This is a genomic window from Tissierella carlieri (assembly GCF_018917285.1).
Taxonomy (GTDB): Bacteria; Bacillota; Clostridia; order Tissierellales; family Tissierellaceae; genus Tissierella; species Tissierella carlieri.
Genome location: NZ_JAHLOH010000023.1, coordinates 40,521 through 64,824, shown reverse-complemented (window position 1 = coordinate 64,824; position 24,304 = coordinate 40,521). Strand labels below are relative to the sequence as shown.

The window sequence follows — 24,304 nt, the reverse complement described above, 5'->3', positions numbered from 1 at the left end:
GTGCAAAATGGGCTATTTAAGAAAAATTGAATATAAGATTATACAAAAGGATTCATATAAAATCATTCGCAATTGTTCTGGATGTGGATGTAAAGCAACATATATAAATACAAGGAAGTTTAGAGTAAATGCCAATGGAAAATATTTAGATATATGGTTGATTTATCAATGTGAAAAATGCAAGCATACTTATAATTTAAGTATTTATGAACGAATAAAAGTGACTGACATTTCTAAGATTGAGTATAACAAATTTTTAATGAATGATTTACAGTTTGCTTTAGACTGTGGAAAGAATAAGCAATTATTTTTAAAGAACAAAGCAGATATTGATTGGGAAAGTGTAGATTATTATATTATTGGAGATGATATGGAGTTTAAACAGGGAGATTATATTACAGTATGTAATTCTCAGCAATTAAAAATTCGGATAGATAAATTAGTCGCTAATATATTACATATATCAAGAAGCAAAGTTAAATCATTGGAGAAGGATGGAACTATAGAGATAATATATAATTATTTTGAAGGTATGATAGAAATATTAATTAAGGGAGAATTTATAGTAATATAGTGTTTAACTCAGCCTATGGAGTAATTATTAATGACGAGATTAATTTCCCTAATAATAAGTATATTAAACATTTTCTCTGGACTAGCTATTTTCATGATAGTGAAATAATAGATATAGAATTAGAAAGAAAGTATAGTCAGAAAGAAGAATATTATGGAAATTTGCTTTTGATAAAAAAATATAATGGATGTAATAGAAATGATAAATTACCGTAATATGGTATAAGTGTTACCAATATTTATCAGCATGAAGTATAATGTAAATTAGAAGGTGATTTAGTAGATCAATATATGGAATGCAGCAGCATCATTTGAAATGATTATGCATGGTATTGGTGATATTTTTAGTGTGAACAGTAACATTTTATGATTAGAATAACTATGAAACCGCTCTATTTTTAACTTACACTGTATTAACTTTCATGAAATGTAACACCTGAAAAAGCTTGATTCTAAGATATGTCAAAGAATTTTGACAGTCTAAAAACAGCTAATGGAAAAGCATTTTGATAGACGAATTCCCAAGATTATGAAACAATAATGGTGTAAGGAGGAAATTCAAATGGAGATAGGTAAGAAGTTAAAAGCTGCTCGTTCAAAAGCAGGACTTACTCAAGAAACAGTTGCAAATGAAATACATGTTTCAAGACAAACAATATCTAATTGGGAGAATGAAAAAAGCTATCCCGATATTGTTAGTGTCATTATTTTAAGTGACCTTTATAAAGTTAGTTTAGACGAACTACTGAAAGGAGATGCCGGTATGATTAAACATTTAGAAGATAGCACAAATGTAGTCAAGAGCAATAAGAATTTGACCATTGGTACGATTCTTTGGATTATCTTTTATGCTGGTCTTTTGATTGTGGATACTTTCTTCTATAAAATTCCCAGGATTGGAGGTTTATGGTTAAATATCTTCGTGATGTTCTTGTTCTTCATAGGGATCCTATGGTATTTTTTCGGCTATATAAAAGTATTAAAGTATATAGACAGAGAGAAGAAAAAGAAAAATTTATGTCTAACTCTATTTATCATACTTTATATAGGGAGTATATTTTTATCATTTCATTTAATAGGGTTAATTATAAATAAATTATGGCTTGAAATGGCCTTAAGAGGTATTCTTGTATTGGCATTATGTGCTCTAGCTAATTGGGGTTATAGGTTGACAATAAAACGATTTAATTAAGTAGTTGAATTATTAATTATTAAAGCGGTTAAGGTCTAAAAAGACTAGGAAATAAAATGAAGCAGCTTGAAAAAGGAAAAACAAGGATTAATATTAAAAATTAAAGAAGAACCAGCTATAGATTATCATAAACAAATTAAAAATATTAGAGCAAAAACGGAGAATTAATTCTTCGTTTTTTGTTTTGCATGTCTAATATATGTTATAATATTAAGTTAGAAAACTTAAATGAAAGGGTAATATTATGAATCTAATATCTATAGAGAATTTATCAAAGGCATATAGCGAAAAACAATTATTTAGGGATATAAATTTTGGAATAAATGATGGTGATAAAATAGGTTTAATAGGTATAAATGGCACTGGTAAAACCACATTTCTAAAGATTATAGCAGGTATAGAGGAGTCTGATACTGGGCGAGTAATTAAAGGAAATAATGTAAATGTTGAATACCTTCCACAGGATATAGACTTCGATCTTAATGCTACTGTAGTAGAGCAGGTTTTCAAAGGTAACTCTAAAAATATTCAGTTAGTCAGAAGATATGAAGAAGCTATTATGAATCCAAATACAAAGAATGAAGAAATTCTAAGATTAACTGGAGAAATGGACGAAGCAAATGCATGGGATTTGGAATCTGAAGCGAAATCAGTATTAACTCAGCTTGGAATTACAGATTTTAATGAGAAGATAGGAAATTTATCTGGTGGTCAAAGAAAAAGAGTAGCCTTAGCATCCGCTTTAATAAATCCTGCCGAACTACTTATATTAGATGAGCCTACAAACCATTTAGACAATACTACAATAGATTGGCTTGAAGAATATCTAAGCAGAAGAAAGGGAGCACTCCTTATGATCACCCATGATAGATATTTCTTAGATAGAGTAATTAATCAAATAATTGAATTAAATAAAGGAAATATCTACTCATATAAAGGTAATTATAACTATTTTCTAGAGAAAAAGCTGGAAAGAGAAGAAATGGAAGTCGCCAGTGAAAGGAAAAGACAATCCTTGCTTAGAAATGAATTGGCATGGATGATGAGGGGAGCAAGGGCTAGGACTACAAAGCAGAAGGCTAGAATAGAGCGGTTCAATGAACTAAATGACAGAGAAATAGATTCTCCTCATGAAAAGCTTGATATATCTGTAGGAGGAACAAGATTAGGTAGAAAAATAATTGAAATAGAGAATATAGAGAAGTCCTTTGAGGGAAAGAAGGTTATAGATAATTTTAGCTACATTGTTCTAAGGGATGATAGAGTTGGTATCCTAGGACCAAATGGAAGTGGCAAATCAACTTTAATGAATATTATCTCAGGTAAACTTAATCCAGACAAAGGAACAGTAGATATAGGGGAAACAGTGAAAATTGGAGTATTTGCTCAGGAAAATATTCATATGGATAATAATCTTAGAGCCATTGAATTTATAAAGGAAGGGGGAGAATATATCGAAACATCTGATGGAGAAAAGATATCAGCTTCTCAGATGATGGAGAGATTTTTATTCCCTAAAGAACTTCAATGGACACCAATAGGTAAGCTTTCAGGAGGAGAAAAGAGAAGACTACATCTGCTTAGGGTGTTAATGGAAGCACCAAACGTACTTCTTCTAGATGAGCCGACAAATGACTTAGACGTAACTACGCTGACTGTATTAGAAGACTACATTGATGAGTTTCCTGGTGCAGTAATTATAGTATCTCATGATAGATATTTACTGGATAAGGTAGTTGAGAAACTATTTGTATTTGAAGGAAACGGAAAAATAATAGGATATACTGGAAATTATGAATATTTTAAAGAAGTATCTAAAATGGAAAAAGAAAATAATGTGGTAGAAAAGAAACCAGAAAAAAAGGAAAGACAAAAGGAAAATAATAAACCCTTAAAATTATCATTTAAGGAGCAAAAAGAATGGGACGAAATAGATGAGACCATTGCAAAACTTGAAAACGATATATTGGATATAGAAACTAAGATGACAGAGGCTTCTAGTGACTATACAAAACTTCAAGAACTTTTCAAGGAAAAAGAAATAATAGAAAATAAATTAGAGGAAAAGATGGAAAGATGGATTTATCTAAGTGAATTAGTGGAAAAGATAGAAGAACAAAAAAGGGATTAAATGAAAGGATGTTTATATGAATAAGATATTAGTTTTAGCAGAAAAACCTTCTGTAGGCAGGGATATTGCCAGAGTATTGAAGTGTAATAAGAAGGGAAATGGATTTTTAGAAGGAGATAAATATATTGTAACATGGGCATTAGGTCATTTAGTTACATTAGCTGATCCCGAAGAATACAATAAAAAATATAAGACTTGGAGTATGGAAGATCTTCCAATGCTTCCAGAAAGGATGAAACTGGAAGTCATAAGACAGAGCAGTAAGCAGTTCTATGCTGTTAAGGAGCAAATGCATAGGAAGGATGTAAAGGAAATAATAATAGCTACAGATGCCGGAAGGGAAGGTGAGCTTGTAGCTAGGTGGATTATAGAAAAGGCAAATGTAAAGAAACCAATTAAAAGATTATGGATTTCATCAGTTACAGATAAAGCTATAAAGGAAGGGTTTAATAATCTAAAGGATGGTAAGGCATATGAAAACCTTTATTATTCTGCTGTAGCTAGATCTGAGGCAGATTGGTTCGTAGGTATAAATGCAACTAGGGCACTTACAGTAAAGTATAATGCTCAATTATCCTGTGGCAGAGTACAAACTCCTACACTATCTATGATTGCACAGAGAGAAGATGAAATTAAAAAATTTGTAACAAAAGAATACTATGGGATTACTGCTAACACAAAGGAGCTAAAATTAATATGGCAGGATAATCAAACCAAAGATATAAAGACCTTTGATAAAGGTAAATCCGAAAAAATATTAGAATCTCTAAAAGGTAAAGATGCTAAGGTAATAGAGGTAGAAAAAATCCTTAAGAAATCATACGCTCCAACGCTATATGATTTAACTGATTTACAAAGAGATGCAAATAGGATATTTGGATTTTCAGCAAAGGAAACTCTATCTATAATGCAGAGATTATATGAAAATCATAAGATATTAACCTATCCAAGGACAGACTCTAGATATATATCCGATGATTTGGTGGATACATTAAAGGATAGAATCAAGGCTTGTGGTATAGGACAATATCAAAAGATTGCATCAAAAATACTTGCTAGCCCAATAAAAGTTAATAAATCTTTTGTAGATAACTCTAAAGTAACAGATCACCATGCCATTATACCTACTGAGCAAAGAGTTTTATTGTCAGAGCTCAATGATAATGAAAGAAAAATATATGATTTAGTAGTTAAAAGATTTTTAGCAGTACTTTATCCTCCCTCTGAATATGAACAAACAACTATTAAGGCTAAAATAGGTGATGAAAACTTTATAGCTAAAGGGAAAAGAGTAATATCAGCAGGATGGAAGGAAGTATACTTAAATAATTATTATGATGAAGATGAAGAAGATAATGAGGATCAAAATCTTCCAGTAATCAATAAAGGAGATACACTAAAGGTAATATCACTGGTGCAAACAACAGGAAAGACCAAGCCGCCAGCACCATTTAACGAAGGAACCTTACTTCAAGCAATGGAAAATCCAGTAAAATATATGAGTGATGAAAGTAAAACCTTGAAAAAAATAATAGGAGAAACAGGTGGTATTGGTACAGTAGCCACTAGAGCAGATATAATTGAAAAGTTGTTTAATACATTTTTAATTGAGAAAAATGGTAAGGATATATTTATTACATCAAAGGGCAAACAGCTATTAGAGCTAGTACCAGAAGAATTAAAGTCTCCGGCATTAACAGCAGAATGGGAGCAAAAACTTGGGCTTATTTCCCAAGGTAAGCTAAATAAAGATAGTTTTATAAAGGAAATGAAAGAATACTCTAAAACTGTAGTTAAAGAGATAAAGAACAGTGATGAAACATTTAGACATGATAACATGACTAGAAATAAATGCCCTGAATGTGGAAAATTTATGCTAGAGGTCAAAGGAAAAAAAGGAAAAATGTATGTATGTCAAGATAGAGAATGTGGCTATAGGAAAAATATATCCAGAGAGACAAACGCAAGATGTCCAAATTGCAAGAAAAAATTAGAACTGCGTGGAGAAGGGGAAGCACAAATATTTGCTTGTCAATGCGGATACAGAGAAAAACTATCGTCATTTAATGAAAGAAAGGCAAAAGAAAAGAATAATGTATCTAAAAAGGAAGTAGCTAATTATATGAAACAGCAGAAGAAGGAAAAAAATGAGCCGCTGAATACGGATTTGGCAGATGCATTATCTAAATTAAAGTTTTAAACCTAAGACAGCAGATTAAATTCTGCTGTTATTTTTTTGTATTCAAGAGTCTATATCATCACATCAATATAAATCATGTAATTTAAAATAGTTATTGTATTATTAGCAAAATCATGTTATTATCTATATGACTAAAAGAATATAAATAGTCATATAGAAAGGAGGTTTAAAATGCCTAAATTTACCGAAAGTGAAAAACAAGCCATACAGGAAACCTTGCTTAGAGAAGGTGAGAAACTTTTTGTTGAGTATGGTTTAAAAAAAGTAACTGTTGATGAGTTAGTGAAGGCAGCGGGAATTGCTAAGGGTTCTTTCTACAGTTTTTACTCTAATAAAGAACATCTATATATGGATATTTTAAATAATTGTCAACGTGAAATGAGAGAAAATATGGAACAGTTTTTAAGTGAAAACAAATCGGAAATGCCCACTGACTTAACTAAGAAAATATTTTTCTGGATGCTGGAAAGTGCTCAGCATTATCCACTAATTGAAAAGACTGATGAAATGACAATAGCATATTTATATCGAAAGCTTCCACCAGATTTAATAGAGATGCATACCCTAGAAGATGTTGAAGTATTTGAGAAGCTTGAGAAAATGGGTGTTACATTTAAGTGTAATTTAACTATAGCAGCAAAAGCATGTCAGGTATTATTTATGTCATCATTGTATCTGCAAAAAGAAGATGAAAATGTAAAGGAATCTGTTATGCATATACTTGTAAATGGATTGATTTCCGAGATTGTGGAGGTGGATACAAAATGATTGCTGTTGAAAATGTATTTGCAAAATATCCCGGTACTTCTGTCAATATAATTAAGGATGTAAGTTTCGAAGTTGGTGAGGGTGAAATATTTGGATTTTTAGGACCATCTGGTGCAGGAAAAAGTACTTTGCAAAAAATATTAACAGGTGTCTTACCTAATTATCAAGGAAGTGTAAAGGTTTTAGGCTCAGAAGTAAATAAACACTTATCTGATTTCTATGAGGAAATAGGCGTAGATTTTGAGTTTCCGAATTTTTACAATAAGTTTACTGCTATGGAAAACCTCAATTACTTTTCCTCTCTCTACAAAAAACAATCATTAGACCCTATCCCTCTATTGGAAAGAATGGGTTTGCTTTCAGATGCAAATAAAAAAGTTGGGGGTTACTCAAAGGGAATGAAAATGCGATTAGGATTCATAAGGTGCTTGCTGCATAATCCGAAACTATTGTTTCTGGATGAGCCGACCAGTGGACTTGATCCAGCTAATGCAAGAATTTTAAAAGACATTGTGCTGGAACAAAAACAACAGGGGAAAACCATTATCCTTACAACACATAATATGCATGATGCAGAAGAGCTTTGCGATCGAGTTGCTTTTATAGTCGATGGAGCTATAAAGGCATTAGATTCGCCCCAAACACTTCGCAAGTCAAAAGAAAATACCTCTGTTGAGTTTTCATACATTAAGAATGGTATTGATAAAAATAAAAATGTATTACTCTCAGAGCTTTATAATGATATGGACTTTATGTATGCTCTGAAATCCTCCAATATTACAAAAATCCATTCTAAAGAGCAGTCATTGGAGGATGTATTTATTGAATTAACAGGTAGGTGCTTACTGTGAGAGTTTTAAAAGCTTTGAAGAATGATATCTGTTACCAAGCTAAGTATGGATTTTACTTTTTATATGCATTTATCACATTTATATATATTATTTTACTTAAAGCAATTCCCACAACATATAAGCATACAGTATCGTCTATTATTATACTTTCAGATCCCGCTATGCTAGGATTCTTTTTTATCGGCGGTATTTGGCTTTTAGAAAAAGAAGAAGGATTGCATAGTTTCTGGAGCATTTCACCATTACAGCCTATAGAATATATTAGTTCAAAAATAATCTCATTAGGAGTAATATCTACTTTAGCAGCATTATCAATTATATTCTTTGGGGTTAATAGTGCAGCAAATATATTATTGATGACATTCAGTGTATTTATAGGTTCTTGTATTTTTACACTTGTAGGCTTATATTTTGCTTCTTTTGCAAAAACGGTGAATCATTATATGGTAATATGTGTTCCAGCACAAGTTATATTGATGCTGCCTGCTTTTATGACAGCATTTAGATTGGGGAATCCACTATTTAATCTTATTCCAAGTACATCTTTATGGAATCTGATATATTACTGTATTAGTGGAACAGGAAAAGTGTTTTATAATTTAACAGTGCTTATTATTTGGTTATGTTTTTTTCTGCTTATAACACTGTCAAGAATAAATTTAATCTTTAAAGGGTGCAGGAGGTGAGATAAGGCATGAGACAGCTTTATAGAGTTTTTAAAATGGGACTGATACAAGCTGGACGTGATGGAATACTTTTGGCATTATTGCCGTCTCCATTTTTAATAGGTTTAGTTTTTAAATTCGGATTGCCAATTTTAAATCAGATTTTAGAAAAACACTTATATTTTTCCATAGAAGAATGGTATTCCTTAGCAGATGCAATGCTTGCTGCTTTAACACCTATGATGTTAGCAATAGCGTGTGCGTTTATCATGTTAGATGAAAAAGACGAAGGAACGGGAACATATTATGGAATTACACCTGCACAACATAAAACCTACCTTTTGGCAAGAATCGTGTTACCAATGCTTTGGTCACTGTGCTGTACTATTATTGTAATGGTTATTTTTCGTTTAACGAATTTAACATGGACCCAGATACTTATTTCAAGTTTTATAGGAATGGGGATGGGGGCTGTTATTTCTATATTGATTGTTGCATTTTCAAATAACAAAGTAGAAGGTCTGGCCATAAGCAAGCTTTCAGCAATCACTCTTTTGGGACTGTTTGCAAAGCCATTTATTCCAGCACCTTATCGTTATGGTACTGTTATTTTGCCTAGTTTTTGGATTGGAGAAGCAATCTATAATCAAGCAAATATACTTTCCCTTATTATAGGTATATCTATTTGTTTACTATGGATTTTGTTATTTACAAAAAGGTTTTCAAGAAAAGTTTAGACTTTAACATAATAACACACTAATCAAACAAAAAGACCAAAGTAGAATAACATAATTAATTATAAAACATGTCATATTGTTCTTCCAAAATATAATTATATCTGTTATAATTAGGGTTGAAAAATACTAACAGTGAATATATTATGAGGGGGACAAAAATGGCGACAATAGCAAACTATAGAAGAGAAGATATAACTAAGAACAATCCTATCTTTTCTCCTATACGTACTACAATTGAATCTACTTTTTATGGCAACAATGTAGTTAAGGTTTCTTCATTATCAGAGGCGTATAAATTAGCTAAGAATTCACCAGGTACCATAGTTACAGATATGCCAGTACATAGGCCGACAGAATTAGGATTAGACGAAGAATCCAAAATACTTTTATTTAATGATGGTGAAATAACAGGACGATTTGCAGGTGCAAGGGTCATTATTGGAGAGAATAATGTAGACGAAGGACAATTTGCTGGCATTGCAAGAGAGGCAGCTTTTCATACAAGATATAAGAAATTATATCATGCCCAAGTAGTTATAGGACTGGACAAAGACTTTATGGTAAAAGCACATTTATTAATACCAGAAGGATATGAAAATACAATGTATAGCTGGATGTTAAACTTCCAATATATAACAGAGGAGTACATTAAAATGTACAAAGACTCAGTTAAATTACCAGAGGGAGATATCTATATATTATCCGATCCGGAATACTATCCGCCAACTCATCCAAATGGATTAGCATTATTTGATCCAATGCATAATTGTGCTTTATTGTGTGGAATGAGATATTTTGGAGAACATAAAAAAGGAACATTGACATTAGCTTGGGGTATAGCAAATAGAAATGGATTTGCATCATGCCATGGCGGTATGAAGAGATATAATTTCCCAGGGAATGAAAAATATACAATAGGTGTTTTTGGTTTATCAGGTTCAGGAAAATCCACCATTACTCATGAAAAACATGATGGAAAATACGATATAACAATTCTTCATGATGATGCTTATGTAATATCAACTGAAGACGGATCATCTGTTGCATTAGAACCTTCCTACTTTGATAAGACTCAAGATTATCCAACAGACCATCCATCAAATAAATATTTGATTACAGTACAGAACTGTGGTATAACTTTGGATGACGAAGGAAACAAGGTAATAGTAACGGAAGATTTAAGAAATGGTAATGGTAGAGCTGTTAAATCTAAATTATGGGCTGAAAATAGAGTAAATAAAATTGATGAGCCAGTAGATGCAATATCATGGTTGATGAAAGATGCTGTTATTCCTCCAGTAATTAAAATAAATAACCCTATACTTGCTTCAACAATGGGAGCTACACTTGCAACTAAAAGATCTACAGCCGAAAGACTTGCTAGCGGTGTAGATATGAATGCTTTAGTTATTGAGCCATATGCGAATCCATTTAGGACTTATCCTCTTGAAAACGACTATGAAAAATTTAAGGAATTATTTGCAAATAGAAATGTTGAATGTTATATATTTAATACAGGACATTTCTTAGATAAAAAGATTCCAAAGGAAGTTACCTTAAAAATTCTTGAAGATATTGCAACTAAAAAAGCTGAATTTAAACAATTAGGTAATTTTTCAGATATTGAATTTATGGAAATAGAAGGTTTTATACCAGATATGAATAGTGTTGAATATCAAAAAATGTGGCTTAGCAGTATTGATTATAGAAAAGAATTCTTATTAAATATGGAAACCTTTAAGGGCGGAAGAGATAAATTGCCTAAAGAAGCATTAGAACAATTAGAGAAATTAGAAAAAGAAATTTACGAGTAATAATTAAAGTAGGGGCGAACTTTGTTCGCCCTTTAAAATTTTCCAAAATTATTGAGATAAAATATTGTTATTGTGATAAAATAAGAGTAGAATGAATTACGAAGGAAGTGAATTATGATTAAGCTTGGGGAAGTACAAAAACTAATAATTAAAAGATTTACCTCTGTTGGAGCTTATTTAAACATAAGTGATGATGCAGATGATGATATACTACTCCCTAAATCTCAAATACCTAAGGGTTTAAATGTAGGAGATGAGATAGAGGTAATGGTGTACAATGATTCAAAGGATAGAATTATAGCTACAACTAATAGAGCAAAGTTGCAAGTTGGAGAACTGGGACATTTAATGGTAGTTAGCCAAACTAAAATAGGTTCATTCTTAGACTGGGGATTAGAAAAAGACCTATTTTTACCTTTTAGCGAGACTGTTGGCTCAATAGATAAAGGTAAGGAATATTTAGTTGGTGTCTATGTAGATAAATCTAATAGAATATGTGCTACTATGAAAATTAAGGATATGCTGAGTACAGATTCACCTTATAAAGAAAATGATAAAGCAGCTGGAACAATCTATAGTATCAATAGAGATATTGGAGCTTTTGTGGCGGTGGATGACAAATATGACGGATTAATTCCCAAAAAAGAATTATTTGGAGCCTATGAAGTAGGCGATATTATAGAAGTGAGAATCGCTAAGGTAAAAGAAGATGGGAAATTAGATCTAAGCCTAAGAGATAGAGTTCACGTTCAAATGGATCAAGATGCAAAAGTAATTCTATCAAAATTAAAGGAAAAGGATGGGTTTTTACCTCTAGGTGATAATAGCCCGCCAGAAGTTATAAAGAAAGAATTAAATATGAGCAAATCAGGATTTAAAAGAGCAGTAGGTAGATTATACAAAGAAGGTATTATTACGATACAAGATAATGGAATCAAACTAAAATAGCAAAAGAACAGGAGACGATCTAGGTGGTAAAGACAATAAAAATTAATTTTGATACAGTAGAAATGATGCTTTATTTTTGGCAATCAATTGCAGAAAGAGATAAGGTAGCAGAATCTTTTATGAGAGAAGTAGCAAGTAAGGAAGAAATGAAATATTTATATGGCCCTGATTTCAATGAAGAATCTGTAAGGAAAGTATTATCAGCAATATCAAATAGAGAGCTTCTAAACAATTCAACTAAACAAGAGAGAAAGTTTTGGAACAATAACATGTGGATGTTAGAAGACTTAGGTAATATGAATAATATGGTTAAGCCTGTGAAGACATTAAATTTAGATGATGTAAAAGAGAAATTAAGCGGAGAAACAAAATTTGAAGAATTAGAAGTAATCTTCATACCAGGTCATGAAGCAGAATATTATATAGATGATAATAAGTTAGTAATTAACTTCTTTAGATTAATGGTAGATTTCATGGATGAGACTAAGGTAAATATAGCTGGGAAACCATTTAAGGAATATGTAGAAGAAAAGCTATTTGAGATTGTAAAATAATATTTTGAGGAGGCATATAAGATGATAACCACTACAACGCCAACTATTGAAGGAAGAAGAATAGCAGAGTATAAGGGTATAGTTTTTGGGGAAGTAATAGCGGGAGTAGACTTTATCAAGGATTTTGCAGCCAGTCTGACTAATTTCTTTGGTGGAAGATCTGGAAGCTATGAAGGAGAACTTATACAAGCTCGTGAGGAAGCTCTTAGAGAAATGGAATCCAGAGCAAGGCAAATGGGTGCAAATGCAGTAGTGGGAGTAGATATTGACTATGAAGTATTAGGTCAAGGCGGAAATATGCTAATGGTCACTGCCTCAGGTACAGCAGTAATTGTAGAATAGTTTTCTAATAAATACCCTTTTTTGAAGGGTATTTAATTTTATAAGGGTATAACTAAGTAAGTAATTACAAGGTGGAGGAAAATATGGAAATCAACATAGGAGATAGATTTGAAGGAGAAATAATTGATTTTACTCATGAAGGTAATGGAGTACTAAAGATTGATAACTTTACTGTCTTTGTCGCTGGAGGTTTGATAGGTGATAAAGTAGTAGTAAAAATAGATGAAATTAAAAAGAATTTTGCCATAGGCTCAGTAGTTAATATTACTGAGCCTTCAAAGGATAGAGTAGTATTAGATTTTGATATAGCAGAGGCAAGGGGAGGCATACCTCTTGTTGAATATAAATATTCTAAGCAATTAGAGTGGAAAAGAAATAAGGTGAAGATGGATCTTGCCAAAATAGCTGGATTATTGGATGTAGAGGTAAAAGACACTATCGGTATGGATAACCCCTTTAGATATAGAAATCATGTACAAATACCAGTTGGAGAGAAGGATGGAAAAATTGTTATTGGATTCTATGAAACTAATAGCAATGACATAGTGGATATGGAAGGTAGTATTCTACAACCTGAAATAGGAGATAGGATACTAAAGATAATCAGAACCTGGATGAACCAATATAATATTAGGCCCTATGATAAAAAAACTAAAAAAGGAATACTTCGTCATATTGGTATAAGAATTAATAGAAACAACAAAGCCATGGTAATTTTAGTTACTGGTAGTGATAGATTACCTAATGAAAAAGAATTAATAGATATGTTAATTAAGGAAAATGTAATCAGTATCTATCAAAACATTAATAAACTAAATTCGTCCATTACATATGGAAAAGAGTATATAAAGCTCTATGGAGAAGATAGACTTTTAGATTATATTGGAGAGTATAGATTTTACTTATCGCCTAACTCCTTCTTTCAAATAAATAGAACTCAAGCAGAAGTCTTATATAATAAGACTATGGAATATTTGAATTCAGATAAAGATGATATTATATATGATTTGTACTGTGGAATAGGAACTATTTCATTATATATAGCCTCCAATGCTAGAAAAGTATATGGCATAGAAATAGTAAAAGAAGCTATAGAAGACGCTAAAGAAAATGCAATATTAAATAATATAGACAATGCAGAATTTATAGTAGGTAAATCAGAAGAAATATTTCCTAGATTGATGAAGAAGGGAATTAAGGGAAATAAAATAGTCTTAGATCCACCAAGAAAAGGCTGCGAAAAGGAAGTCTTAGAAGCAATAGTAAATATGTGTCCAGAAAGAATAGTTTATGTATCTTGCAATTCCACTACTATGGCAAGGGATGCTAAGTATTTAGTGGAAAATGGATATAAGGTAGATGAAGTGCAGCCTGTGGATATGTTTCCGTATACGAGTCACGTTGAGAGTATAATAATGATGACGTATTGTGGTTCAGAGAGAAAATAATACAGTTTGACCACAACATATAGTGGTTTTGAGATGAAAAGTGAGCAAAAAACTGGGTCAAAAAGTGCAATTTTGGCCTCTTTTTTTGGGCGATTTTATAGATGACATAGTAGATTTTCGAAGAAGACACCTTAAAAATGCAAATTGAATAGAGAAAAATTTAAAGGAATCAGGATAATGATGAAGAAATCTTTGTGCTTTTAATTTCACATGAACTAGGATGGTTACACATGAAAAAATTTAAAATTAGATAAGATTTTTAAAGTTAATTCACTATATCTTGAAAATATTGGTTTAACAGAATATAATTGTGGCATAGACAAAACAATTTGAAGTGACACAATATAATGAACTATATACTAACAAAATAAGCAGCAGAAAGGTTAAAGAATACTAGAGTGTAGTGTTCAGAAGCTTTAAAGAAAGCTGTATAAAGGCTGTAATCCATCTCGGTGGATTAAAAGACGTACTGAAAGCCAAAACTTCCTGTAGAGAGAGGCGTGAAGTAACTTGCTAACGTTATATTTATCAATGCTTGATAAAGAGCAGTATATTTGAAAGTATCGATGATATTAGTATTTTTGAAGCTCTTAATTTGCAATTTGGAATCAACAGTACAAAATTTCAGATTGAGTGGTTTATAAATCTAAAGCTTGAAATGGAGTCTAAGGAGATTTTGTATAGATTGAAATTTAATCATCTATTAGTATAACTAGCTAAGAGCAGTAACGATTATGAAGGGAAAAAGATTAAAAGTGAAAGGAGGAACATATGAATAAAGCAATAGAATTTTTATTAGATAATGCTTGTTCATCCATAAAGTATAGAATAAAAAAAGAAATTCTAAATGATATAGATTCATATGAAGAAGAAAAACTGCAAAGTCAAATTTTAGAGGATAAACTGATTCGGGAGTTTATAGCAAAACAAAATTCAGATGGTTGGATAGATGAGGATTTCCATAGTGAGAAGGGAATTGAAACTGCAATAAGAGTATTATCGGAAAAAGGCGTTTTATCAGAACAATTTCCAATTCAAAAAATGTTGAATGAATTAGAAAGAAGAGAGGATACCTTTGATAAAGGATGTTTATTTAATGTTGGTAAGATATTAGATGAAAAAGGGTTTGGAGGTTCACAGTTAATTAGATCCACTATCTTTGCTTATGCAGGTATAGAAAATAAAGATTTCATCAAAGAACAAATAGAAAATGCACTAGATAAATTTAAGTTCATACTTTCTGTAGACAAAATACAAGACATTACAGAAGAGTATAAAAGTAAATTGATTTTTAAGAATGAAGTGAAATGGCCAAGTATATATGACCTTAGACTTCTTGCCTTTACAAAGACATGGAGAAGTAAACAAAACGAAAAAATAATTACTTCGTCAATAGGTCAATTAATAAAGTTATCACCTATTTCAGATATACTTGTACTAAAAGGACACCAATTAATTGCACCAGCTTCCTTTTGCATGCATGATTTTTATCAAGACATGAATACATTTAAAGATAAAGATTGGATGATGTGGTTTCATAGAATGGAATTACTATCTAGACTTGGAGTAGTGAAGCATATAGAAGAGCTAAAGGATCAAGTGGATTTTCTTGTTCATATTTTAAGTGAAAATGATGGAATATTCAAAAAGAAATTAAATCATTATTATTTTACAAAGTGGGGTACTTATATTGGATTGGCATTGGAAAAAGACTGGAGGACAGAAGAAAGACGTATGTGTGATTTGACATTTAGAAGTTTACTAATATTGTATTATTCTGAAATATACTAAGTAACATTTCATAAATTAGAATAGCTTTTAATAAAGAAAAGGGTTGGTGATTCATATATTTTATCTAAAGGAAATATCAGAAATCCTATTATCTCATAATCCTTCTGATGTTGTAAAATATAAGATTTTAACTAATTTCAGCAGTTATGATTCAAACTCAGAAGTAATGATTGATCTTAGAAGAAAACTAAACTGTAGTAAATGGGTACAAAGTATAAAAAATGAGCAGCATTGTGATGGTAGCTGGGGAAGATTTCATAGTCAAGATTTTAGGGTAAAGCAAAAATACAAGACCACAGAATCAGTATTGCTCTATTTATATGCACTTGGTTTAAAACGTGGTGATAAGATTATTGATAAGGCATGCATTCATATGGAAAATATGCTCAGCGATTTATCACTATGGCCTGATGCCTGGGAAGGAAACAAATGGTTTAAGCCAGCAGTGCCTCTGTTTATTACATCAAGATTAGCATTGTTTAATTCTGAAAACCCTCACTATATAGAAAACTGTTTAAAATGGATATATATATTACAGAATAGTTTTCAAAGTGGTTTATATGATAGTTCTCAAATAGATAATATTTCAAAAAAGGTGCTTGGAGTAAATATCCATGGCAAGTATATAGGACTTAATAGTATCAATAATATTATTTTATTTGCTCATATTAAAGATAAAATACCAGTAGATATACAAAGACAATATCTGCATTGGCTACATTCCTATCCAGAGACTATTTTTTATACCAATACAAGGTTATATGAAAAACCTGAACTTATTAAAAATACTAAGGAGTTATCCAGTTGGATACATACTATGGGTGTTCTATCATCATTTGATGGCTTCTATGATGAATTTAATGATGAGATAGAATGGCTTATAAATAGACGAGGTGAGGATGGGCTTTGGGATTTTGGTGCAGCATTGAGTTCATATAAGCTATCTGATAATTGGAGAACTAACCTAAATAGGAAAATAGATCATACAACTTATGTACTAGAAATATTATATAATGCTTCAAAGTAGAGTAAATGTTTTAAAAATATTTTAAGGGGGCTCTACAAATTGAAGGGGATAGATAAAAGAAACAAACTTAAAGAAGAAGTTTTCTCATATAGAGTATCGAAAGATAATAGGGTATTTATTTCTTGGCATGGGAAACAAGTTATGATATTAAAAGGTAAAGAAAGTGAAAAATTTTTATCTAAAGTATCAAAGGCAGATAAAATAGAAGCACAATTGATAATGGCTAAGATTACTGGTAATTTCAAACGTGGGAATGAAAAAACAGGTAAAATAAGTAGGAAATAAGAGATTTTATTAGAGGAAAATTTTTTTAAAAGTGATTTGGAGGTCTGGTTTTAGATTATCTATATGGAGGAAGTACTGAAGAAATGCAAAGTCAATAAGGGTCAAATATAGGGGGAAGTGACTATGACAATTATTAAAACGGAGAGATTTGAAAGAGTTTTTAATAAATTTACAAGCTCAAAAAAAATCAATGAGGGAATTTTGTTGATAGAAAATACAAGTGGGGAGTTCTCACTTATGAAAAGATATGGAGAAAAAGAATTAAATTCTCCATTGCTTATGGCAAGTATTACTAAGTTATTTACTACCACTTGTATTTTGATATTGTTAGAGCAGAATAAATTATCCTTGGAAGATAAAATTGTAAATTATTTTGATATAAATATTTTAAAGGGAATTCATGTTTATAAGGGTAGAGAGTACTCTTTTGAATTAACAGTATCTGATCTATTGTTTCAAACAAGCGGGCTGCCTGATGTGTACCTAGAAGGGGAAAATAGCTTAATAAATAGAATTATACAAGAGGATTTTCATATTAATTTTTGCGACACCATAAGTAGTGTTAAGAAGTTAAAACCTCATTTTAAACCTAGAAAGAAAGGAAAAGCTTACTATGCAGATATAAACTTTGATATATTGGGTCAAATCGTGGAAAAAGAAAGTGGTTTAACATTATCCAAAGCATATGAAAAGTATATTTTTGAACCACTTCGGTTAGTGAATACGTATCTTCCTGAGGATAGACATAATGAGATACCTAAAATCTATTATATGAATCAAATTATCCACCGTCCTAAGTTTGTGAGTAGCAGCGGCGCAAGTGGAGGCTGTATAACTACTGCTCAAGAATTAATGATATTTATAAAGGCATTCTTTAGAGGAAAACTGTTTAATAAGAGTATTTTTAGTAGCCTATCAATTTATAATAAACTACAGGCTTCTATGGGACCGATTCATTATGGGGGAGGATATATGCAAATTCCCTTAAATGGACTCGTTAGTCTTTTTATGGGTAAAGGCGAATTAATTGGACATTCTGGATCAACAGGTTCATTTGCTTTTTATTATCCTGTAAAGGATTTATTTTTCGTAGGGGATCTTAATCAGATGTCTGATGCATCTCTTCCCATTAGATTATCAATTCAACTTGCTATGGCAGCAAATAGAATTTTTTAGTATGGACTCTCAAAAAGACCTTGTCATCAAGGAATGATTATCTATGGACTATATTACTTTTATCTATATTATTTTAATGTGCCTTTGTACTATTTTAAGCTAATCTCTATAGCTCTGTACTTCTAGCTTTTTACGAAGTTTGAAATCACTTTATATTTTATCTCAGGATTTAATTTTGCTTTCATAACTATATTAATATCAAAGTAGCGTTGTTGTAATGGAATTGTGAATTGTTTTTTCTGCTTTCATGTTAGAATAGACAAGCATACGTTACAAAGGGAGATAGAAAAATCAATTATGAAAAAAGGAGGTCATTGAAAAATGTCCTTCTTGATGTTATTAAAAAATATCTATAATCAGAGGGGAAAAATATTAAGAGAAGGGTTTAAACCCCTTCCCTGTGAAATTATAAAAGAAGTCATATAATACTACCAATTATAAATACCTTATCTATTTTTACGAACGTGATTATATGTTTTGTCATTTTAGAATCTCTTTATTATTTTCGACAATCGTCTATATTGCCAATTAAAAATTAATTAACTGTCAGATTACTAAAAAAGAAAGTGGGGTTGGTATATGAAGACTGTTAGCAAAGAAATCCAAGATTTGTCCATTAAATCCTTGGAGTCAACTTTTAATAAACTTTCAAATGCTTTTAAAAGTATGACAAAAAAAGGTTCAAACACAACTATTGTCAAAAAGAGGCAAAACGCAGTAAGAATTGGTATAGAAAGCCTCAAAGGTACTTGGAATGGGGAAGATTTTTGCTATGACAAAGAAATCATATTAACTTCTAAAGAAGTTCTACAAGGTATCATTCCATCTATCGAAAAACAAATAGCAAAAGCTAAAGAAGACAGTTCTCAAAAAACATTAAATGAGCGTCGTATAACTGCACTTAAACTGGCAATCAAATCCTTGGAGAATCGTCTTTTATAAAACTGTTATAATTGAGCCAAAATCGGATGCGTTTACTTGAAAAAGATTGATGGAAACCATATTTACTAAGGATTCCTTTTATTGTTTCTGAATACCACCCCTAATGGTCTAACCTCAAAAAGTTGGACATATTAAATTAAGCAATAAAGAGTTATTTGAGTGATGATAGGAGAAGATGGGAAATATAAAGTTAGAAATATGGAGTAATACATTGATAGATAGAGAGATTATATAGTGTATATAAGTAAAATCATGTGTAATAAAGATGATTTAAATTTATATAAGAGGTAGCCAAACGACTACTTATTTTATGAATATAAAAGTGATAAATATTTCTCTTTATACTATTGACAAAGCAAAACTAAAGCGATATATTTATATCATAAAGGGATAAATATATCACTAAGAAGGAGTTGCTTTATTATGATAAGAAAACAATTTTATATGGGATTCGCTGGTTTCTTGGGTTTTATGAGTTTTCGCTATTTTTATTCTAGTAATTTATTAGATTTATCATTCATTGGATTTTTCGCTTTCTTTGCAAACTTTATTATTGCAAAAATTAGTGGAAGCAAGGAGGATGAACGATATATTGAAGATAAGAAAATAGCATTAGCGTTTATTGGTCAATTCGCTATTATTGAACTATTTATTATATGGTGTGTTGCAGTAGTTATAAGGAATATTAACTTTATTTGCGTATTGCTCTCATTGTCATATGCAATTACACTAAATGCATATGCTGTAAAATTATATATACTAGAGGAAAAATAATATGGCTGAATTTATTTGTAATCTTAAAAAATATAGACAATTAAAAGAACTTACGCAAGAACAGCTTGCAGAAATTGTTGGTGTACGAAGAGAAACAATAATGAGGCTTGAAGCTGGAAAATATAATCCTTCATTAAAACTTGCTGTAGATATTTCAAGAGCGGTAAATGCTCCTATTGAAGAAATATTTATATTCGATTAGCTTCACTGTCTTTGGCAGTTCATATGTAAAATATCACGAATTAACCAAACAACTATTAACAGGATATTTAATGTTGGAGGAATAATGATAAGTTTCAAAATATTACTTCTGATAATTGGAAGGAATGTATAAACTTAAAAATTTCTGAGGATGAAAGAGACTTTATATGGCCAAATGTATACTCCATAGCGGAAGCACAATTTTACCCTAAAGCAGTATCAAAATCGATTTATGATGGCGAACAAATGGTAGGATACATTATGTTTGGGGAGGATAAAGATGATTCTAATTTGTTTCATATTGATAGGTTAATGATATCTAAAGACTTTAGAAATAAAGGTTATGCATTTGAAGCTACCCAATTAATAATAAAAGAAGTCATAAAAAATGGATTTAATGTTATAGCGACAAGTATAGATCCTAAAAATAATAAGATGCAGAGTTTACTCAAAAAATAAATTTGATAATGGAGAAGTTATTTTTTATTATAAAGTGAAATAGATAAATATCTTATTAGTAAGTTAGAGACAATTGGATAGTTAGAACAACTAAGTACAAAGATTGTCAAGATTTACTAAAGCAAAACATTATTGGCGAATATGAGTTTGAAGAAGCAGAAGATATTGTATTGAGTAAGCACAAGCCAGTCTGTATTAATAAAGCTGGCATATCTGTACTTGATGATGTTGGTGGATTAATTGGATCTGATGATTTCTTAGGGATTATTTATGAAGGGGAATATAAAGAAGAAATAGCTAGTACTCGTGCATGGACCCAGAGTCTTGGATGGAGTGCTAGAAAAATTTCTTATAAAATGATATTGTAGTTATGAATTGAGTTATAAAAAATTTTATATGAATTGCATAGAAAAGAGATGAAGTTAAAGTGGAAAAAACAACCTCAGAGAAGGTAATGAAAGAATTGACAATGATTCTAATGTATTTATCAAGATTTAATGAAGGGAGCCGTTTTGGTTCAGGAATGGATATGGCTTGGAAAGGATATGATTTCGATATTATTAATGAGTTGGATGAGGAAGATTATATAAGGCAGGGGAGTCATCGTTCCAAGTCTGTTGTAATAACTGAGGAAGGTATAAGATTAGCACAAAATCTTCTGAACAAATATAATATAAAAGACTGGGAGTAAAAAGAATGTGAGATATTTAGGGTAAGAAACATTATTAAAGGAATATTAAGAGGAAATACAAGATTAAAAATCTTTGAAGATAACTCTCCAAGGGGGTATAAACCTACGACATCATTATTGTATTCTTAAGGTACATTTTGGGAATTAAGAATTAATGAGATAATATAAGTACAAATATTTAAGGTAATATAGAAAATGTTGATTTATTATATCTATGACTTAAGTAAAATTTAAGAAATATATAAGTGTATTGTATAATTAATAAATCTAATTTATATTTCATACAGAAAAATTAAAATATTAGAAATCAGGAGAAATAAAATGAAGAAAACAAAAGGTATGATTTTAGTAGATGCATATTATATACCCATAGATAAAGCCCAGAAATATATAGAACAGAGAGAATTATGTGCACAACGAGCAACTGAAGTATTTTCAGAATTCTGCCATGCTGTTTCACGTGAATGGGCTGGTTCAGAAGACGGCGAAGCGATAACTGGATACAACATTAATAATGAATTGATTTGCTTGATTCATCTTGATCCACCTTCTATAGAAGAGATGACAAAGGCCATAGACAAAGGTAAACTCAAGGAATATATACTTCAATGTAATGGTATAAGCGATCATGATTCTTTTATAGAGAGATAAAATATTACTTTTGGGAAGTTATTATACAATTAGGTAAAATGGGTAAAGTTGGTATATAGAATACAAACGCACTGAGATGTGAAAATCTTGGTGCTTTTGTTTTTTTATAAATCAAAACTAGATATTTAATTCAAAGAAGCGAAGTCTTTATTCAGTTTCTGATACTAGGTTTTGATTTTATTCATTGATTTTGTTAATAACATATGTTAATATTAACATATGTTATTAACAAAAAGGAGGAGTAATATATGTCAATAAATTATGCTATTTTAGGGATACTAAGCTACAAGGCAATGACAGGATATGATTTGAAAAAGATTATTCAAGATTCTACTTTTATGCCTTGGTCAGGAAATAATAATCAGATATATAAGTCGCTATCGGAGTTACTAGATAAAGGTATGGTAACCAATGTAGTCAAGCATCAAGAAGGTTCTCCAACAAAAAAGGTTTACAAAATAACTAGTGAAGGACTTGCTGCTTTAAAAGAATGGGTTCTTTCTCCAGCAGAGCTCATTGAAATAAAAAATCCATTTCTTGTTCATCTTGCATGGTCTAAAGAGCTCAACACTTGTGAATTAAATATGATAATTGATCAATATGAGAATCAAGTTAAGATGCAGTTATTAATGGAGCAAAGCAATAAACATGATACAAATTTTTCACCTGATAGAAGTGTTTTGGAAACAACAATATGGAGTTTTATCAAAGATAATATTCGAAGAACATATGAAAATGAGTTGGTATGGACTCAAGAACTGCGAAGAGCTATATCAAATATTCCTAATGAAAATGATGTAACTGAAAATACAAATGTGAAGGATATAGCAAAGGAAGAAAAAAGTGGTGAAATAATGAAGTATACTGTAAGAAGAAATAATGAAATAACTTATATTTATTTTAATGATTCAGAAAATAAGCTTGAAACAGAAAAAAATATTTTAGACATAATTACTACATTAGCAGAAAATAATACCCAGTTTGTGATATTAGATGGTGAAACACTTTCTAAGAATTTCTTTGATCTTAAAAAAGGACTGCTGGTGACTTTGCTTCAAAAATTTACCATGTATAATATTAAAGCTGCAATTGTTGTCGAAGATATGAATATCTTGAAAAAAACATTTAAAGATACAGTTGCTGAAAGTGAAAAAAATGATGTTTTTAGATTATTTACAGGGGTTGTAAATGCAGAAAAATGGTTCTTAAGTTTAAAGCAAAAGGAGGGATTTTAAATGAAAAATAAAAAAGCCTTTAAAACGAAGCAAGGCAGAGATGAATTAATAAAATATTCTGATATGCTTCTTGAAGAGCTTACAATACCATATGAAAGATTAAATATAAACACTCGCCATGGCAACACATTTTGTATAACTGCTGGAGATATTTCTGCACCACCAATGATTTTGCTTCATGGGAGCAGTATGAATTCATGTATGTGGGTAAGTGATATTTTAAAATATCATCCAAAATATCGAGTTTATGCACTTGATATACCTGGTGAACCAGGTAGAAGTGATGAGAGACAACTACCCTTTACCACTTCAGATTTGGATGACTGGCTATATGATGTATTTAATGAGCTGTCATTAAACAAAGCAGTTGTGATTGGAGCTTCTTTAGGAGCTTGGTTGGCGACTAAATTTGCCATACGGTATCCAGAAAAAATAGATAAATTAGTTTTACTATGTCCTGCTGGCATAGGAACTCAAAATAAAAGTTTTATATTTACAGCATTGTTTCATATGGCTTTTGGTGAAAAGGGTATAAGAAAGTTATTCAAAATTATTAACGGTAATGTTGATATGCCCGAAATAATGTTAAAATTTCAAATATTAATAGGAAAAAACTTTAATACTAGGAAAGAACCTATACCAATTTTTAGAGATGATGAAATAAGACGTTTGACTATGCCAGTATTCTTGTTTGTTGGAGAAAAAGATATAATTCTGCACTCTATGGAAACTGCTGATCGATTGAAAAAACTTGTTCCAAATGTTAGAATCAATATTTTGCCTGAAGGCGGACATAGTTTAATAAATCTTACTGATACAATACTTGAACAAATAAAGTGAGAAGGGAAT

Annotated in this window: 27 protein-coding genes; all 27 read left to right on the top strand. The window is 30.7% G+C overall.

Features of this window, described 5'->3' with window-relative positions; translation table 11 throughout:
• Positions 1-7: 7 nt before the first annotated feature.
• The 27 genes from KQI38_RS06245 to KQI38_RS06115 all read left to right on the top strand — a co-directional run bounded on the left by KQI38_RS06245 (position 8) and on the right by KQI38_RS06115 (position 24,295).
• The gene (locus tag KQI38_RS06245; protein WP_216557035.1) at positions 8-574 is read left to right on the top strand and encodes a DUF1062 domain-containing protein; all 567 of its coding nucleotides are present in this window, start codon (positions 8-10) and stop codon (positions 572-574) included.
• A complete protein-coding gene (locus KQI38_RS06240) occupies positions 574-789 on the top strand; it encodes a hypothetical protein (protein ID WP_216557032.1) in 216 nt (71 codons plus the stop codon). The genes KQI38_RS06245 and KQI38_RS06240 overlap by 1 nt, the downstream gene beginning before the upstream one ends.
• A 346-nt stretch (positions 790-1,135) precedes the next feature.
• Positions 1,136-1,765: a helix-turn-helix domain-containing protein gene (locus tag KQI38_RS06235; protein ID WP_094900978.1), complete on the top strand. Its 630-nt coding sequence runs from the start codon at positions 1,136-1,138 to the stop codon at positions 1,763-1,765.
• A 244-nt stretch (positions 1,766-2,009) separates the two neighbouring features.
• Entirely contained in the window at positions 2,010-3,896 is a 1,887-nt protein-coding gene (locus KQI38_RS06230) for an ABC-F family ATP-binding cassette domain-containing protein (protein ID WP_216557029.1), read from the top strand.
• A gap of 16 nt (positions 3,897-3,912) precedes the next feature.
• Positions 3,913-6,096, top strand: a complete 2,184-nt coding sequence (locus tag KQI38_RS06225; protein WP_216557026.1) for a DNA topoisomerase III — start codon at positions 3,913-3,915, stop codon at positions 6,094-6,096.
• A 171-nt stretch (positions 6,097-6,267) separates the two neighbouring features.
• Positions 6,268-6,864, top strand: coding sequence for a TetR/AcrR family transcriptional regulator (locus tag KQI38_RS06220; protein WP_094900984.1), 597 nt, complete (start codon positions 6,268-6,270; stop codon positions 6,862-6,864).
• Positions 6,861-7,715, top strand: coding sequence for an ABC transporter ATP-binding protein (locus KQI38_RS06215; RefSeq protein ID WP_216557024.1), 855 nt, complete (start codon positions 6,861-6,863; stop codon positions 7,713-7,715). The genes KQI38_RS06220 and KQI38_RS06215 overlap by 4 nt, the downstream gene beginning before the upstream one ends.
• On the top strand, positions 7,712-8,401 hold the full coding sequence (locus KQI38_RS06210) for a fluoroquinolone export ABC transporter permease subunit (RefSeq protein WP_216557021.1): 690 nt from the start codon (positions 7,712-7,714) through the stop codon (positions 8,399-8,401). Before KQI38_RS06215 ends, KQI38_RS06210 begins: the two co-directional genes overlap by 4 nt.
• Positions 8,402-8,409: 8 nt before the next feature.
• Positions 8,410-9,117, top strand: a complete 708-nt coding sequence (locus tag KQI38_RS06205) for an ABC transporter permease (protein WP_216557018.1) — start codon at positions 8,410-8,412, stop codon at positions 9,115-9,117.
• A gap of 158 nt (positions 9,118-9,275) precedes the next feature.
• A complete protein-coding gene (locus tag KQI38_RS06200; protein WP_216557015.1) occupies positions 9,276-10,931 on the top strand; it encodes a phosphoenolpyruvate carboxykinase (ATP) in 1,656 nt (551 codons plus the stop codon).
• Positions 10,932-11,045: 114 nt separating this feature from the next.
• Positions 11,046-11,879 carry a CvfB family protein gene (locus KQI38_RS06195; protein ID WP_094900990.1) on the top strand — a complete coding sequence of 278 codons (834 nt, stop codon included), beginning with the start codon at positions 11,046-11,048 and terminating at the stop codon, positions 11,877-11,879.
• A gap of 23 nt (positions 11,880-11,902) precedes the next feature.
• Positions 11,903-12,433, top strand: a complete 531-nt coding sequence (locus tag KQI38_RS06190; RefSeq protein WP_235601295.1) for a TDE2712 family protein — start codon at positions 11,903-11,905, stop codon at positions 12,431-12,433.
• Positions 12,434-12,454: 21 nt separating this feature from the next.
• Positions 12,455-12,775 (top strand): putative heavy metal-binding protein, encoded by a 321-nt coding sequence (locus tag KQI38_RS06185; protein WP_216557012.1) that lies wholly within the window; start codon positions 12,455-12,457, stop codon positions 12,773-12,775.
• 83 nt (positions 12,776-12,858) lie between these two features.
• Positions 12,859-14,223, top strand: coding sequence for a 23S rRNA (uracil(1939)-C(5))-methyltransferase RlmD (rlmD, locus tag KQI38_RS06180; protein WP_216557009.1), 1,365 nt, complete (start codon positions 12,859-12,861; stop codon positions 14,221-14,223).
• 771 nt (positions 14,224-14,994) lie between these two features.
• Entirely contained in the window at positions 14,995-16,014 is a 1,020-nt protein-coding gene (locus tag KQI38_RS06175; RefSeq protein WP_216557006.1) for a hypothetical protein, read from the top strand.
• A gap of 46 nt (positions 16,015-16,060) precedes the next feature.
• Complete coding sequence (locus KQI38_RS06170; protein WP_216557003.1) at positions 16,061-17,041, top strand: hypothetical protein; 981 nt, start codon at positions 16,061-16,063, stop codon at positions 17,039-17,041.
• 39 nt (positions 17,042-17,080) lie between these two features.
• Positions 17,081-17,326, top strand: a complete 246-nt coding sequence (locus KQI38_RS06165; RefSeq protein ID WP_216557000.1) for a hypothetical protein — start codon at positions 17,081-17,083, stop codon at positions 17,324-17,326.
• A 123-nt stretch (positions 17,327-17,449) separates the two neighbouring features.
• On the top strand, positions 17,450-18,502 hold the full coding sequence (locus tag KQI38_RS06160; protein WP_216556997.1) for a serine hydrolase domain-containing protein: 1,053 nt from the start codon (positions 17,450-17,452) through the stop codon (positions 18,500-18,502).
• Positions 18,503-19,081: 579 nt separating this feature from the next.
• On the top strand, positions 19,082-19,444 hold the full coding sequence (locus KQI38_RS06155) for a hypothetical protein (RefSeq protein WP_216556994.1): 363 nt from the start codon (positions 19,082-19,084) through the stop codon (positions 19,442-19,444).
• A gap of 423 nt (positions 19,445-19,867) precedes the next feature.
• A complete protein-coding gene (locus KQI38_RS06150) occupies positions 19,868-20,218 on the top strand; it encodes a DUF3796 domain-containing protein (RefSeq protein ID WP_216556990.1) in 351 nt (116 codons plus the stop codon).
• A 1-nt stretch (position 20,219) separates the two neighbouring features.
• On the top strand, positions 20,220-20,420 hold the full coding sequence (locus tag KQI38_RS06145; RefSeq protein WP_216556987.1) for a helix-turn-helix transcriptional regulator: 201 nt from the start codon (positions 20,220-20,222) through the stop codon (positions 20,418-20,420).
• A gap of 101 nt (positions 20,421-20,521) precedes the next feature.
• Complete coding sequence (locus tag KQI38_RS06140; protein WP_338114450.1) at positions 20,522-20,878, top strand: GNAT family N-acetyltransferase; 357 nt, start codon at positions 20,522-20,524, stop codon at positions 20,876-20,878.
• 170 nt (positions 20,879-21,048) lie between these two features.
• Positions 21,049-21,246, top strand: a complete 198-nt coding sequence (locus KQI38_RS06135) for a hypothetical protein (protein WP_216556979.1) — start codon at positions 21,049-21,051, stop codon at positions 21,244-21,246.
• 59 nt (positions 21,247-21,305) lie between these two features.
• Positions 21,306-21,569 carry a DUF6429 family protein gene (locus tag KQI38_RS22590; RefSeq protein WP_216556975.1) on the top strand — a complete coding sequence of 88 codons (264 nt, stop codon included), beginning with the start codon at positions 21,306-21,308 and terminating at the stop codon, positions 21,567-21,569.
• 321 nt (positions 21,570-21,890) lie between these two features.
• Complete coding sequence (locus KQI38_RS06125; protein ID WP_216556972.1) at positions 21,891-22,220, top strand: hypothetical protein; 330 nt, start codon at positions 21,891-21,893, stop codon at positions 22,218-22,220.
• Positions 22,221-22,468: 248 nt separating this feature from the next.
• Entirely contained in the window at positions 22,469-23,455 is a 987-nt protein-coding gene (locus tag KQI38_RS06120) for a DUF4180 domain-containing protein (protein ID WP_216556969.1), read from the top strand.
• Positions 23,456-24,295, top strand: coding sequence for an alpha/beta fold hydrolase (locus tag KQI38_RS06115; protein ID WP_216556966.1), 840 nt, complete (start codon positions 23,456-23,458; stop codon positions 24,293-24,295).
• Positions 24,296-24,304 lie beyond the last annotated feature (9 nt).